Origin of the sequence: Streptomyces tagetis (assembly GCF_018069565.1) — a bacterium.
GTDB lineage: Bacteria > Actinomycetota > Actinomycetes > Streptomycetales > Streptomycetaceae > Streptomyces > Streptomyces tagetis.
In genome coordinates this window covers 670,991-685,197 of sequence record NZ_JAGPNL010000001.1, presented here as the reverse complement: position 1 = coordinate 685,197, position 14,207 = coordinate 670,991, and the positions used below count along the sequence as shown (strand labels likewise).

Genomic DNA, 14,207 nt, shown 5'->3' with positions numbered 1-14,207 from the left:
TAGAGCGGGACGAGTACCGCGTACGCGGCACGAGGTACGGAGGGTACGGGGGTACGGGGTGCGGGTTACGGAGGGGTACGAGGTGCGGGGACGGCGGGTGCGCGGCCGGGGCCGCCCGGAACCGGGCGCCGGGCGCCGGGTGCCGGGCCGCGTCGAGAGCGGACCCGGCCCCGGGCGGCGGGGTCAGTACGCCTTGCCGATGTCCTGCTTGGCGTTGTCGCCGGTGTAGGCGCCGTCCTCGATGATGACGTCCTGGGGGACTTCCTCGCCCTTGGTGAAGGCGTCCAGGGTCTGGAAAGCCAGCGGGCCGAAGCGCGGGTTGGACTCGACCACGCCGCTGATCCAGCCGTCCACGATGCCCTGGACGGCGTTGCGCGTACCGTCCACGGTGACGATCTTGACGGCGCCGGCCTTCTTGCCCGCACCCTTGAGCGCGGCGACTGCGCCGAGGCCCATCTCGTCGTTCTCGGCGTAGACGCCCTTGATCCCGGGCTTGGACTGGATGAGCTGCTCGGTGACCTGCTGGCCCTTCTCCCGGGCGAAGTCACCGGTCTGCTCGAAGACCACCTTGAGGTCGGGGGCCTTCTCCGCGATCCGCTCCTTGAAGCCCTTGGTGCGCTCGGTGGTGACGTTGTTCCCGGCCGCGCCGAGCAGGATCGCGACCTCGCCCTTGCCGCCCGTCGCCTCGATCATCTGGTCGGCGGCGCGGCGGCCCTGCTCGACGAAGTCGGAGGCGATGAACGAGACGTAGTCCTTGCACGGCGTCGCGTTGATCTTGCGGTCGATGGTGACGATCGGGACCTTCTTGGCGGCGGCGGCCCGCAGCACCGGCTCCCAGCCGTCGGAGTTGAGCGGGGCGATGACCAGCAGGTCGGCGCCCTTGGCGAGCAGGTCCTGGACGTCGCTGATCTGCTTGGAGAACTGGGACTGGGCGTTGGCCGTCAGCAGCTTGACGCCCCGCTTGCCGGCCTCGTCCTTGAGGGACTGCGTCTCGGCGATGCGGAACGGGTTGGCCTCCTTCTCCGACTGGGAGAAGCCGACGGTGGCGTTCTTCAGGTCGATCTTCTCGGCGCCGTAGGCGTCGATGGTGCAGGACTTGCTTCCGGGCTTCGGCGTGACGACCTTCTGCTCGGTGTCGGCGGCGGCCGTCGAGGACCGCTTGTCGTCCGAGGCGTCGTCCTCCGACTTGGTGCAGGCGCTCGCGGTCAGGGCCACCGCGGCGGCGAGGGCCACGACGACGGGGCGGGCGAGGAGACGAGGGCGGTGGGTGGTTCGCTGCATGGGTGACCCCGATCCGGGCGACGCTGGAAGGGAACTGGGGAGCGGAACGACGAGCGGAAACGGTGCTTCTCGCCCCGGCGCCGGACCTCGTCCGGACCTCCGCAAGGAGGTTTTACATCGTTGGAAGGATGCTGTAAACCCCCCGCGCACGACAGGGGCGTGGTACGTGGGGAACGGGAGCGCGCGACATGGCCGCCCGCCAACCCCGCTTGTGTCGTACGTACTTGACTCGGCGTCGGCCGTGCGGAACCGTCTCACCGCACACCCCGGCGCCGGGGCGGACTGGGCGGCGACGCCGTCGTCCGCCTCGTCCGGGCGGCGGGCCCCGCGTACGCCCCCCGGCTCAGCCGTGCGCGCTGTCCGCGCTGTTCGCGCCGCTCGCACCGTTCACGCCGTCGTCCGCCGGGTGGTGCCCCAGCGTGCTCTCCCGTCCGACCAGCCGGTACTCGGCTCGGACCCGCCGGGGCTCGGGGGCCTGCCCGCCGAGCCGGGCGAGGACCGACTCGACCGCGAGCCGGCCGATGGCCTCCTTGTCCGGGGAGACCGAGGTGAGGGTGACCGCGCCGAACCGTCCCTCCACGACGTCGTCGAAGCCGACCACCGCGACGTCCTCGGGCACCCGCAGCCCCCTCGCGTGCAGCACCCGCATCGCGCCGATGGCCATCGGGTCGTTGTAGGCGAACACGGCGTCCGGCCGCCGTCCGGAGTCCAGGATGCGGGCCATGGCCGCGGCGCCGTCCGCGTGCCCCCAGCCGTCGGTGGCGGCGACCAGCCCGTCGTCGGCGGAGAGCCCGGCGGCCCTCAGCTCCTCGCGCCAGCCGCGCACCCGGAGTTGGGCGGGCTCGCTGCGACCGCGCCGGGCGCCGATGAACGCCACCTCGCGGCGCCCCAGGCCGACCAGATGCCGCACGGCGTCGCGGGCGGCGGCGACGTTGTCGATGGCGATGTGGTCGTACGGCAGGTCGTAGTCGCGCTCGCCGAGCAGGACCAGCGGCACGTTCTCCGGGCGGTCGCGCAGGTCCTCCGCCTCCAGCTCGATGGGGCTGAGGATCAGCCCGTCGATGACCCGCGCCCGGAACCCCTGGCTGACCAGGATCTCCTGTTCCCGGCGTCCGCCGGTGTGGTCCAGGAGCACGATGTACTCGTGCCGGGTGGCGGCGTCGATGACGGCGGCGGCGAGTTCGGCGAAGTAGGGGTTGCCCAGTTCGGGCAGGGCGAGGGCGATGATGCCGGTGCGCCCCTTGCGCAGGTGCCGGGCGGCCAGGTTGGGCCGGTACCCGAGCGCGTCGATGGACCGCTGGACGCGCTCGCGCATGGCAGGGGTGACGTGCTGGTAGTTGTTGACCACGTTGGAGACGGTCTTGATGGAGACTCCCGCGTGCGCGGCGACGTCCTTGAGGCTGACCCGCACGTCCATCCCTTTCCTGAACGGCCCGACTCGGGCGGCCGGTGCGGGTGCGGTGTCGCCACCGTGCGCCGAGCCCTGGTTTTACAACGTTATACAGTCGTGGTCTTCACGCTGGCAAGGCACCGGCCGAGCCCTGTCCCCGTCGGGGCGCGCACCACCGGGCCGGGCGGGGAACCGGGGGCCCGGACGAACCGATGACCTCCCCGGTGGAGTCCGGGCCGGTGATCGCCCGGTTCAGCCGGTGACGGGCAGCCGGAGGGTGAAGGTGGAGCCCCGGCCCACTCCGGGGGACGCGACGGTGAGGCTACCGCCGTGGGCCTCGGCGATGCCGCGGGCGATGGTGAGGCCGATGCCGCTGCCGCCGGCCGGGCTGGGCCGTCCGGGATGCTTGATGCGCTCGAAGCGCGTGAAGATCCTGTTGAGGTCGTGCTCGGCGATGCCGATGCCGTCGTCGGTGACGCCGACGGTGACGTGGCGGGGCGCCGTCCGTGTGCCGGTGCCGCCGTGGACGGAGAGCACCACGTGTCCTCCCGGATGGGACGCGGTCAGGGCGTTGCCGAGGAGGTTGATCAGGACCTGGGTGATGCGGTCGGGGTCGCCGGAGATGACGGCCGGGGTGTCCGCGTCGACGGTGAGGGTGATGCCCTGGTCGTCGTACTGGGGGCGCAGCCGCCGGGCGGTGGCTCGGGCCAGGGCCGCGACGTCCGTGCTCGCGGAGCGGAGGGCGAAGGCTCCTTCCTCGGCCTGGGAGAGGCTGGAGAGGTCCGACGCCAGGCGGCGCAGCCGGTCGAGGTCGTCGGCGAGTGAGGCGAACATCGCGTCGTCGGGGGTGAAGATGCCGTCGGCCATGCCCTCGATCTGGCCGTGCAGGATGGTGATGGGGGTCCGCATCTCGTGGGCGATCTCGGAGACGAGACGGGCGCGGCGCCGTTCGGTGTCGGCGAGGGTCGCGGCCAGCGAGTTCACGTCCTGGACCAGGGCCGCGAGGCCGGGCTCGCTGGGGACGGTGAGGACGTCGTCGTAGTGGCCCTCGGCCAGCCGGTGGGTGGCCGAGCGGACGTTGTCCAGCGGGCGGAGCAGGAACCGGGAGAGCACCACGGCCGCGAGGAAGGCCGCGGCGGTCCCCAGGCCCAGCCCCAGCGCCAGGTCGGAGTCGATGGGGCCGTCCTGGCGGTGGATCTGCGCGGCGGGATCGAGGTACCCCTTGGCCGGGCCTTCGACGATGGCCCGCGCGGCTCCCATCGCCGCCTGGGCGATGAGCAGGACGGCGAGGTGGGAGAGGATCAGGCGGTTGCGCAGCGACAGCCTGCCGGGGAACTGGCGCAGCCGGGCGCGTCGGGGCGCGGGTGCCGGGCGGGTGGTGGGCCGCATGTACCGGTGTCCTGTTCTGGGGGCGGGATGGTCGAGGGCGGGGTGCGACGGGGCGCCCCTGTGCGAGCGCGGCCGGGTGTGGGGGAATCGGGCCGTGGAACGACGGCGGTACGGCGGGTGTACGTACCGGCCCCCGCGGGCCCGCGCCACGGGGCGCCCCCGTACGAGCGCGGCCGGGCCCGCGGAAGTCGGCCCGTGACGGCGGCGGCACGGCGGATGTACGTACCGGACCCCCCCGGCCCGTGGCGGGCCCGGTACGAAAGGCCCTAGACAAGGGGGCGGGCGAGGAACCGGTATCCGACGGCACGGACGGTGCCCACGAACCGGGGGGTGGTGGCGTCGTCGCCGAGCGCCCGGCGCAGGGTGCGGATGTGGACGTCCACGACGCGTTCGTCGCCGAAGAAGTCCTCGCCCCATACGTGGGCCAGCAGGGCGCGGCGGGTGAAGACCCGGCCGGGGTTGCGGGCCATGGCGGTCAGCAGGTCGAAGTCGAGGGCGGAGAGCCCCGCGGGCCCCGCGCCGTCGACGTGGACGGTCCGGGCGTCCGGGTCGAGGGTGAGTCCGTCGAAACGCAGGACGGGGTCGGCGGGGGCGTCGTCACCCTGGTCGGTGCGCCGCAGGATGGCGCGCACGCGCAGGGCGAGTTCGCGGGGGCTGAAGGGTTTGGTGACGTAGTCGTCGCTTCCGCCGGTGAAGCCGATGAGCCGGTCGACCTCTTCGGCTCGGGCGGTGAGCATGATGACCGGGATCTGGCTGGTCCGCCTGATGCGGCGGAGGACTTCGAAACCGTCGAGGCCGGGCAGCATGACGTCCAGGATCACGAGATCGGGCTGGTTGGCCGCGAGGGTCCGCAGGGCGGAGGGGCCGTCGGCGGCCTCGATGATCTGGAGTCCGTCGGCTTCCAGGTAGCCGCGCACGGTCATGCGGATCTTGGGTTCGTCGTCGACGACCAGGACGCGCCGGGTCTTCATCGCGTGTGCTCCAGGGGGTCGTTGCGCACTGCCTGGCGCGGCGGCCGGCCGGCGGCGCGGGGGTGTCCGTGGCCGGCTGCCTCAAGGTAGAGGTCCTCGAAGACGGTGAGGGTGCGGGTGATGTCGTGCTCGGCCACGATCTCGCGGCCGGCCGCGCCCATGTCCCGGCGGGCCGCGGGGTCGTCGAGGAGCCGGGTGAGGCAGGTGGCCAGCGCCTGAATGTCGCCGGGCGGGAAGAGGTAGCCGTTGCGGCCGTGGTGGACGAGGTGGGGCAGGGCCATCGCGTCGGCGGCGACGACGGGCTTGCCGGCGGCCATGGCCTCCATGGTGGCCAGGCTCTGTAGTTCGGCGGTGCCCGGCATGCAGAACACGTCGCACCGGGCGTAGGCGTCGAGGACTTCCTCGTCGGTGGCGAGTCCGTGGAAGGTCACGCGCTCGCGGATGCCGAGGGTGTCGGCGAGTTCCTCCAGGGCGCGGCGGCGGGAGCCGTCCCCGACGATGTCGGCGGTGGCGTCGAGGCGGGCGGGTTGCAGGGCCAGGGCCCGCAGCAGTTCGTGGACGTTCTTCTCCTCGTCGAGCCGGCCGACGAACAGCACCCGGGCCCGGTCGTCGTCGCCCCGGCGGCGGCCGGGCCGGGAGAAGCGGTCCAGGTCCAGGCCGCAGGAAACCGCCAGGACCGGGGTTTCGAGACCCTGCTCGTGGAGGAGCCGGGCGGCGCGCGGGGTGGGGGCGGTGACGATGTCGGCGCGGCGGTGGACGCGTACGAGGTCACGCCAGCCGATCTCGCGGGCGGCGGAGGCGAGCCGGGCGGGGAGCCGGGTGTAGCCGATCAGGTTCTCCGGCATGAAGTGGTTGGTCGCCACCACCGGGACTCCCCGGCGGCGGGCGGCGCCGGCCAGGGCGCGGCAGAGGGCGAAGTGCGACTGGACGTGCACGACGTCCGGCTGGAGCTCGTGCAGCATACGGGCGAGGGACCGGGTGCTGAACCACGGCAGGCAGACGCGGAAGGTGGGGTGGAAGGGGGTCCGGTACGAGGGGACGCGGTGAACGGTGATGCCGTGTTCCACCCCGCTGCCGGCGCCGGTCTGGGTCGCGGGGCAGATCACGTGGACGTCGTGGCCCCGCGCCGCGAGCCCCGCGGCCAGCCGCTGGGCGAAGTTCGCCGCGCCGTTCACGTCCGGCGGGAAGGTGTCGGCACCGATGACGACGCGCTGGGGGGCGGGGTGGGAGGCGGGCATGTCGTCGTACTCCTGTGGGTCTGAGGGGGCCGGCATGGGCGGGGCGAGGGGGCTGGGGGTGGCGGGGGTGGCTCGGGCGATGCGGACCACGCCCACCAGGGCGAGCGTCCAGCAGGACAGGGCCGCCGCTGCGGTGGGCAGGGTGAGCCCGGGGGCCTCCCCCAGCAGGCCGACGCCGATGAGGACGGCGACGAAGGGGTCCACCAGGGTCAGGCAGGCGACGGTGACCTCCGGCGGGCCGGACGCGTGGGCGCCCTGCACCAGGAGGAACCCGGCGGCGACGGTCAGGGCCAGGGCGGCGAGGGTGCCGAACAGCGCGGGGCTGACACCGCCCCGGGTGAACTCCTCGCCGGCGGCCCGCATCAGTACCGACATGCAGCCGTAGGCGCTGCCGGCGCCCGCCGCCAGGGTGGGCGCCCGGCTCGGGCCGCTCACCTGGCGGGCGACGGCGACACAGCAGGCGAGTACGGACAACGCCAGCAGGACGGCTCCCAGTTGGGCCGAGGGCGTGACGGTGGTGGGCACCGTGACGTGTGCCGCGATCGCCGCGAACCCTCCCGCGCCGATGACGATGGCGGCCAGCGCGAGCCCGGTGGCCCGGTCGGGGCGGGCCGAGCGGGAGTGTGTTCCCCACAGCACGCTCAGCACGATGGTGGTGACGCCCAGGGGCTGGACGACGGTCACGGGGGCCAGGCGCAGGGCGGTGACGTGCAGGGCGCCGCCGGTGGCGAGCAGAGCCAGTCCCGCCAGCCAGCGCGGGTGGCGCGGCAGGGCGGTAACGCGGGAGGTACGGCCCGCGGTGGCGGTGGCGTGCGTGGCCTGGTGCTGGAGGCGCGCGCCGGTCGTGTAGCAGACGGCGTTGAGGACGGCCAGGAAGACCGCCAGACCGGTCATCCTGGCCGTCCCGCGCCGCGCAGCGTGCCGGCCATCGTGAAGAGCAGGGCGAACTCCAGTCCCAGCGTGACCCGCTCGGCCAGCCCGAGCAGACCGGCGGCCCGCCAGGCGGCGGGCGTCACGGGGTGCCGCACGCTCAGGTGGGTGCCGAGGAAGAGCAGCGCGGCGGCCGAACTGGCCCAGGCGAGCCGGCCGATGTCGCGGCCGGCCGGGCGGGCGCGCAGCCGGCGGGCCAGGAGCAGTCCGGCCGCGGGCAGTGCGGCGAGCGCCGTTCCGGTCGCGTAGCGGTGGATCAGTCCGCTCGCCGTCGAGGGCCGGCCGACCGGGTCGGTGGGGAAGAGCGCGCACAGGGTCAGCCCCGCGCATCCCACGGCCAGCGCCGCGGGTGCGCCGGTGCCCACCGTCGCCCGGCTGCGGACCAGTCCGGCCAGGAGGGCTCCGCAGCCGGCCGCCGCGGAGCCGGCGCAGGCGGTGAACAGCGCCGCCGCGCCGTCGTGCAGGGCGTAGTCGCTGAGGGTGTGCCTGAGGGGGTCGACCTCCGCGGCCCAGCCCAGGTGGAGGGCTGCGGCGAGAGCGAGGGAGCCGGCCAGGGCACCGTGCGCGGCCGAGCCGGGCGAGTGCGGGTCCAGGCGGCGGACGGCGCCCCGGGGGGAGAGGAACGTGAGGGGAACGAGCATGGGGCCAAGACAACGAGAGCTTCGTGTCGCCCGTGCGGCGGAGTGTATGAAGCTTCTGTGAGGCCGGCGCTCAACGCGGGTCGTGAGCGGGCGGGGTGCCGGGCAGGAGTTTGCGGGCCACGGTCCGGATCAGGGCGTGCTCGGCGGCGGTCAGCCCCTCGGTGAGGCCGTCGATCCGCCGGGCGATCTCCGCGCCGCACCGGTCGGTGACCTCCCGGCCGAGCGGGGTGAGCGAGACCAGGACGGCGCGGCCGTCGTGGGGGGAGGGCGTCCGCCTCACGAGGCCCCGCTGCTGCGCGCGGGTCACCAGCCCGGTCATGGAGGACTTGTCCAGGCCCACGTAGCGGGCCAGTTCCAGGCTCTGGCAGGTACGGTCCCGCAGAATCCCGAGCAGGCGGACCTGGATCAGGGAGAGCCCCTCCTCCGCGCCGGCGCGCGCGAGGACGCCCTGCACCAGGAAGGACATCTGGACCAGGGCGTCCATGGTGCTCAGTGGTTCGTCGTCCACCGGGTCGCGGTCGGGTGGGGGGCTCTGGCTCACGGGACTACCTCCGGCACGGCTGGTACGTGACACGGACTCTACGCAAGTAGTACGTACCGCGAACCACCCCCGAGGCCGTTGACATAGTACGTGATGCAAACTATCTTCGGATAGTACGTTCCACAAACCAGTTCTGGCCGGATGCGTTTCCCGTTCCGCCGAGGCGGGACACACGGGACACAAAGAGGACCGGGACCGAAGAGACAACGGATCAGGAGAGGTCTCATGTACGCGGCAGTCGTCCGGTCCTTCGACACCCCGCCCCGCTTCGAGGAGTTCCCCACCCCCCGGCCCTCGGCCGCCGACGAGGTGCTGGTCGACGTCCTCGCCGTCGGCCTGCATCCCCGGGTCCGCTCGGCCGCCGACGGCACCCACTACACGTCCGACGGCGCGCTGCCGATGATCCCGGGGATCGACGGCGTCGGCCGGACCCCGCGGGGCGAGCTCCTCTACTTCGTCGCCGACGACGGCGCGCTGGGCACCATGGCCGAACAGGCCGTCGTGGACCGGCGCCGCGCCATCACCCTGCCCGAGGGCACCGACCCGGTCGCGGTGGCCGCCGCGATGAACCCCGGCATGTCCTCCTGGGTGGCACTCCGGCGCCGCGCCGCCTTCCGGGCCGGGGGTTCGGTTCTCGTCCTGGGCGCCACCGGCAACGCGGGGCTGCTCGCCGTCCAGATCGCCAGGCACCTCGGCGCCTCCCGCGTCGTCGGCGCGGGCCGGGACCCCCGGCGCCTCGGCCTGCTGGGGGGCCTCGGTGCCGACGCCGTGGTCAGCCTCGACGGAGAGGCCCAGGACGTCTCCGAGCACCTCGGACGGGCCGCCGGTGACGTGGATGTGGTCATCGACTACCTGTGGGGCGGGCCCACCGAGCTGGCGATGCCCGCCCTCCTCAGGGCCCGCGCCGACCGCGCGAAGTCCCTGAAGTGGGTCCAGGTCGGCTCGATGGCCGGACGGGAGATCACTCTGCCCTCGTTCGTGCTGCGGGCCGCCGATCTCACCGTCATGGGCAGTGGCCAGGGCTCCGTGACCGCGGCGGGAATCCTCGCCGAACTGCCCTCCCTCGCCGGGGAGATCGTGTCCGGCTCCCTCGCCGTGGACCCGCTGCCCCTCCCGCTGAGCCAGGTCGAAAAGGCGTGGACCACCTCCACCGCGCCGGGCAGCCGCATCGTCCTGACCCCCTGACGCGGCCGTCCTCCCCTCTCCCGTGCGGGGCGGGCCGGTACGGGAGAGGGGACGGCCGGCCGTGGCCGGGAGCGCCGCGCCCCGCGGGAACGGCGCGGGGCGCGGGGGCCGGGGGGAGGTCACCGTCCGAAGAGCACCGGGGCGGGTGCCCTGGGAGCGGTGGCCTCCCCGGTCACAGGGCACCGGACGGCCGACGGAGACGTCGGCGCCGGGGCATCGGGGACGGGCGTCGGGGCGTCGGCGCCGGGCGTCCGGGGCGGGGAGGCCCCGGTGGCCGGCAGGGGCGGGGAGGCCCGGTGGGTGAACCGGGCGGGGAGGCCCGGTGGCTGGGTGAGCGGGGCGGGGAAGGTCCGGCGATGATCGGGGTGGTGGACCCACCGTGCGCCACGGCCGGGCCGGCGGTCAAAGCGAATGTCGTTATGCCGCGATAGCCGGGGGCTATCAGCCGCCCCGGCCGCCGAGGTAGCGGCGCAGCAGGACGTCCAGCGACTCCCGGACGCCCGCCCGGCGGGCCTCGGTCAGCAGGGCCGCGGCGAGGACGGACGGCGGATCGTCGGGGCCGGTCACCAGCCCCACCCGCGGCCCCCGCGCGGGCCCGTCCAGCGGCACCACCCGCATGCCCTCCGGCACGCCGAAGGTGTGCAGCCAGGCGTGCGAGATGACGCTCGACCAGCGCCCGACCGGCAGATGCGCGTACAGGCCGGCCACGCTGTCCGACTCGATCGCGGGGGCCGCCGCCGCACCGTCGGCGGCGAAGCACCCGTCGATGATGCGGCGGTTGCGCATCCGGGAGTTGAGCAGGCACAGCGGCACGCCCGCGGCCTGCGCCCACGTCACCGTCCCCGCCTCGCCGAGGGGGCCGTCGACCGGGGTCAGCAGCACGTACCGCTCCTCGTAGAGCGGGAGCCGGCGCACGGCGCGGGGGAAGGCGTCGTCGAGGTAGGTCATCGCCGCGTCCAGCTCGAAGTCGGCCAGCCCCTGGGCGATGTCGGCGGAGGACAGCGACTCGACGCTCACCCGGGCGCGGGGGTGGCGTTCGCAGAAGGGCGTGGTCAGCAGCGAGGCGGCGGGCAGCGCGGTCGGTACGACGCCGAGCCGCAGGGTGCCCTCCAGCCCGTCGCCGAGGGCGGACAACTCCTGGCGCAGGGCGTCGCCTTCGGCGAGCATGCGGTGCGCCCAGGCGAGGACCACCTCGCCCTCGGGGGTGAGGCCCTCGTAGCGCCGGCCGCGCCGCACGATCGGCACCTTGAGTTCCTGTTCGAGGCGGCGTATCGCGGCGGAGAGCGAGGGCTGGGAGACGTAACAGGCCGCCGCCGCGCGGGCGAAGTGCCGCTCGCGGGCGAGGGCCACCAGGTATTCCAGTTGGCGCAGTTGCACGCCCGGCCTCCCCGCGGCTCGGCGGGCGGGTGCCCCTGCCCCGCCCCTCGCGGATGCCAGGCGGCATCGCGTCCTGGCATGGTAGGTGCCGGTCGGCGCGGGGAACAGCGGGCCGGAGGCGGGCGGATGCCGGGCGCCGGGCGCAACGCGTCGGGCCCGGCGCCTACGCCGGGTCGTCGGCGACGGGGTAGGGGACGAAGGTGCTGGTGTTCTGGTCGACGCGCAGCGGCCGGCCGAGCGGGGGCGCGGCGCGCTGGGGGCAGTCGAGGCGTTCGCAGACCCGGCAGCCCATGCCGATGGGGGTGGCCGCGGCGGCGTTGTCGAGGTCCAGGCCCGCGGAGTAGACGAGCCGGTGGGCGTGGCGGATCTCGCAGCCGAGGCCGATGGCGTACGTCTTGCCCGGCTCGCCCCAGCCGCCCCGGAGCCGGGTGATCGCGCGGGCGGTCCACAGGTAGCGCCGGCCGTCCGGCATCACGGCGATCTGGACGTGGATGCGGCCGGGGGCGGCGAACGCCTCGTAGACGTTCCACAGCGGGCAGGTGCCGCCGGCCCGGGAGAAGTGGAAGCCGGTCGCGGACTGGCGCTTGGACATGTTGCCGGCCCGGTCCACGCGGACGAAGGAGAAGGGGACACCGCGCAGCCGGGGCCGTTGCAGGGTGCTGAGCCGGTGGCAGACGGTCTCGTAGCCGAGGCCGTGGCGGTCGGTGAGGCGTTCGATGTCGTAGCGGACCGCCTCGGCCCCCTCGTGGAAGGCGGTGTACGGCAGGATCAGCGCGGCGGCGAAGTAGTGGGCGACGCCGATGCGGGCCAGGGGGCGGGCGGGTGACTCCTCGGGGAAGTCCTCGGCGGCCTGCCGGTCGAGGTCGTCGCCGTGTTCCAGGAGGGCGAGCTGGGTCGCCATGCGGAAGGCGCGCTGGCCGGGGCGCAGGCGGGTGGAGAGGTGCAGGGTGCGGGTGGCCGCGTCGTAGTGGTGCAGGTGCGCGCCGCTGCCGGTGGCGAGGCGGACGCCGTGCGCGTCGGCGAGGCGCGCGGTGAGGGCCCGCAGGGTCTCGCCGGGCCGCACCCCGATCTCGGCGGCGAGCCGTTCGGCGGCGAGGTCGGTGTCGTGGAGGTAGTTCTGCCGGCGGTAGAAGAAGTCGCGGATCTCCTCGTGCGGTGAGCGGGGCGCGTCCCCGGCGCCGTCGCGGCCTCCGGGGGCGGCGGCCAGCCGCTCGGACAGGAGCTGGTTGCGGCGGCCGAGGTCGACCAGGACCCGGGCGACCGCCGGCATCCGGGAGGCGAGGTCGGCCAGGTCGGAGGGGGAGACGCGGTTCTCGGCGATCTCGCCGGTCAGCGCCTCGCGCAGGTCCGCGACGAGCCGGGCCGTGTCCCGTTCGGAGAAGAAGCCCGGGTCGACGCCGAAGGTCTCGGTGAGCCGGAGCAGCACGGGCACGGTCAGCGGGCGCGAGTCGTGCTCCATCTGGTTGAGGTAGCTCGGGGAGATGGCGAGGGCGCGGGCCAGTTCCGCCTGGCTCATCCGGCGCTCCTCGCGCAGCCGTCGCAGCCGCGCCCCCGCGTACGTCTTGCCCACCGTGCGCTCCTTGGTCTCCCAGACGGCCTCAGCGTACGTGGCACCTCGCCCGGACGGGCCTTCGCAACCTTGGCAATTACGGGCCGGAAGATTCGCAGAACGTGGCATACGACCACCCTTGATGGCACTCAGTGCCAGTGCCAGAGTCTGTGGTGCGGCCCGCCGGAACCGGCGGACACCCACCCGGACCGGGGCGCGATCCATGCCCTGACGTCGGAGATCCCGCGAGGGTGGCGGTCCGTGTCGGCAGCATTGCTCACCTTCGCCCTCCGGGGCGCCGGCGGGCCGCATCCCAGCTACGAGACACGCGGTGCCCCCGTCATGCGCCGGAGCGGCGACGCCCGGCGCGGACGTTGGCAGACGCGACAGACCGAGGAGACGGTGACAGTCATGGCAGAGGCGAGGAAGCGGGCGGCCGGGGAACTCGCGCGGCGCTGGGCCACGGACCCGCGCTGGCGGGGCGTCGAGCGCACGTACACCGCCGAGGACGTGGTCCGGCTCTCCGGCAGCGTCCGCGAGGAACACACCCTGGCCCGCCGCGGCGCCGAGCGGCTGTGGGGGCTGCTGCACGAGCGGGACTACGTGCACGCGCTCGGCGCGCTGACCGGCGGACAGGCCGTCCAGCAGGTCAAGGCGGGGCTGGAGGCCATCTACCTGTCCGGCTGGCAGGTCGCGGCCGACGCCAACCAGGCCGGGCAGACCTACCCCGACCAGAGCCTGTACCCGGCCAACTCGGTGCCGCAGGTGGTGCGCCGGATCAACAACGCGCTGCTGCGCGCCGACCAGATCGCCACCGCCGAGGACGCCGGGGACACCACCGAGTGGCTGGCCCCGGTCGTCGCCGACGCGGAGGCCGGCTTCGGCGGTCCGCTCAACGCGTTCGAGCTGACCAAGGCCATGATCGCGGCGGGCGCGGCCGGCATCCACTACGAGGACCAGCTCGCCTCCGAGAAGAAGTGCGGCCACCTCGGCGGCAAGGTGCTCGTGCCCACCTCGCAGCACGTGCGCACCCTCAACGCGGCCCGGCTGGCGGCCGACATCGCCGACGTGCCGACACTGATCGTCGCCCGTACGGACGCGCTCGCGGCGAACCTGCTGACCAGCGACGTCGACGAGGTGGACGCCCCCTTCACGACCGGCGAGCGGACGGCGGAGGGCTTCTACCGGGTCCGCAACGGCATGGACGCGGCCATCGCCCGCGGCCTGGCCTACGCGCCCTATGCCGACCTGCTCTGGATGGAGACGGGCACCCCGGACCTGGACGAGGCCCGCCGCTTCGCCGAGGCGATCCACGCCCGGTACCCGGACCGGATGCTGGCGTACAACTGCTCGCCGTCCTTCAACTGGAAGGCGGCCCTGGACGACGACCGGATCGCCAAGTTCCAGCGGGAGCTGGGGGCGATGGGCTACCGGTTCCAGTTCATCACCCTGGCCGGCTTCCACTCGCTCAACCACGGCATGTTCGACCTGGCGCGCGGCTACGCGGAGCACGGCATGACCGCCTATGTCGAGTTGCAGGAGCGGGAGTTCGCCGCGCAGGCGCAGGGCTTCACCGCGGTCCGGCATCAACGCGAGGTCGGCACCGGCTACTTCGACCTGGTCTCCACCGCCGTCAACCCCGCCTCCTCCACGACCGCGCTGACCGGCTCCACGGAGGAGGAGCAGTTCCACTAGGCCGTGTCCCCGGCCGGTCC

At 74.1% G+C, this 14,207-nt stretch carries 11 protein-coding genes; 2 read left to right on the top strand and 9 right to left on the bottom strand.

The features are described from left to right. Positions 1-183: 183 nt before the first annotated feature. From J5Y05_RS02910 to J5Y05_RS02880, 7 genes are all read right to left on the bottom strand, one after another. Complete coding sequence (locus tag J5Y05_RS02910; RefSeq protein ID WP_210868144.1) at positions 184-1,281, bottom strand: ABC transporter substrate-binding protein; 1,098 nt, start codon at positions 1,279-1,281, stop codon at positions 184-186. 343 nt (positions 1,282-1,624) lie between these two features. After that, positions 1,625-2,692, bottom strand: a complete 1,068-nt coding sequence (locus J5Y05_RS02905; protein WP_307853766.1) for a LacI family DNA-binding transcriptional regulator — start codon at positions 2,690-2,692, stop codon at positions 1,625-1,627. A 231-nt stretch (positions 2,693-2,923) separates the two neighbouring features. Further along, positions 2,924-4,060 (bottom strand): sensor histidine kinase, encoded by a 1,137-nt coding sequence (locus tag J5Y05_RS02900; protein WP_247614005.1) that lies wholly within the window; start codon positions 4,058-4,060, stop codon positions 2,924-2,926. A 266-nt stretch (positions 4,061-4,326) separates the two neighbouring features. Next, a complete protein-coding gene (locus tag J5Y05_RS02895) occupies positions 4,327-5,031 on the bottom strand; it encodes a response regulator (RefSeq protein ID WP_210868143.1) in 705 nt (234 codons plus the stop codon). Next, on the bottom strand, positions 5,028-7,163 hold the full coding sequence (locus tag J5Y05_RS02890) for a glycosyltransferase (RefSeq protein WP_210868142.1): 2,136 nt from the start codon (positions 7,161-7,163) through the stop codon (positions 5,028-5,030). The genes J5Y05_RS02895 and J5Y05_RS02890 overlap by 4 nt, the downstream gene beginning before the upstream one ends. Then, on the bottom strand, positions 7,160-7,840 hold the full coding sequence (locus tag J5Y05_RS02885) for a DUF998 domain-containing protein (protein ID WP_210868141.1): 681 nt from the start codon (positions 7,838-7,840) through the stop codon (positions 7,160-7,162). The genes J5Y05_RS02890 and J5Y05_RS02885 overlap by 4 nt, the downstream gene beginning before the upstream one ends. Before the next feature lie 70 nt (positions 7,841-7,910). Further along, complete coding sequence (locus tag J5Y05_RS02880; protein WP_307853671.1) at positions 7,911-8,381, bottom strand: MarR family winged helix-turn-helix transcriptional regulator; 471 nt, start codon at positions 8,379-8,381, stop codon at positions 7,911-7,913. A 225-nt stretch (positions 8,382-8,606) separates the two neighbouring features. Between J5Y05_RS02880 and J5Y05_RS02875 the strand changes: the two genes are divergently transcribed. Then, entirely contained in the window at positions 8,607-9,566 is a 960-nt protein-coding gene (locus tag J5Y05_RS02875) for a quinone oxidoreductase family protein (RefSeq protein WP_210868140.1), read from the top strand. A 441-nt stretch (positions 9,567-10,007) separates the two neighbouring features. Here the strand turns inward: J5Y05_RS02875 and J5Y05_RS02870 are convergent, their stop codons facing one another. Together J5Y05_RS02870 and J5Y05_RS02865 are read right to left on the bottom strand one after the other, a co-directional pair. Then, the gene (locus J5Y05_RS02870) at positions 10,008-10,943 is read right to left on the bottom strand and encodes a LysR family transcriptional regulator (protein WP_210868139.1); all 936 of its coding nucleotides are present in this window, start codon (positions 10,941-10,943) and stop codon (positions 10,008-10,010) included. 163 nt (positions 10,944-11,106) lie between these two features. After that, positions 11,107-12,513, bottom strand: coding sequence for a short-chain fatty acyl-CoA regulator family protein (locus J5Y05_RS02865; RefSeq protein ID WP_210868138.1), 1,407 nt, complete (start codon positions 12,511-12,513; stop codon positions 11,107-11,109). Between the two features lie 390 nt (positions 12,514-12,903). Here J5Y05_RS02865 and aceA point away from each other — a divergent pair, with 390 nt between their 5' ends. Next, entirely contained in the window at positions 12,904-14,187 is a 1,284-nt protein-coding gene (gene aceA, locus J5Y05_RS02860) for an isocitrate lyase (RefSeq protein ID WP_210868137.1), read from the top strand. Positions 14,188-14,207 lie beyond the last annotated feature (20 nt).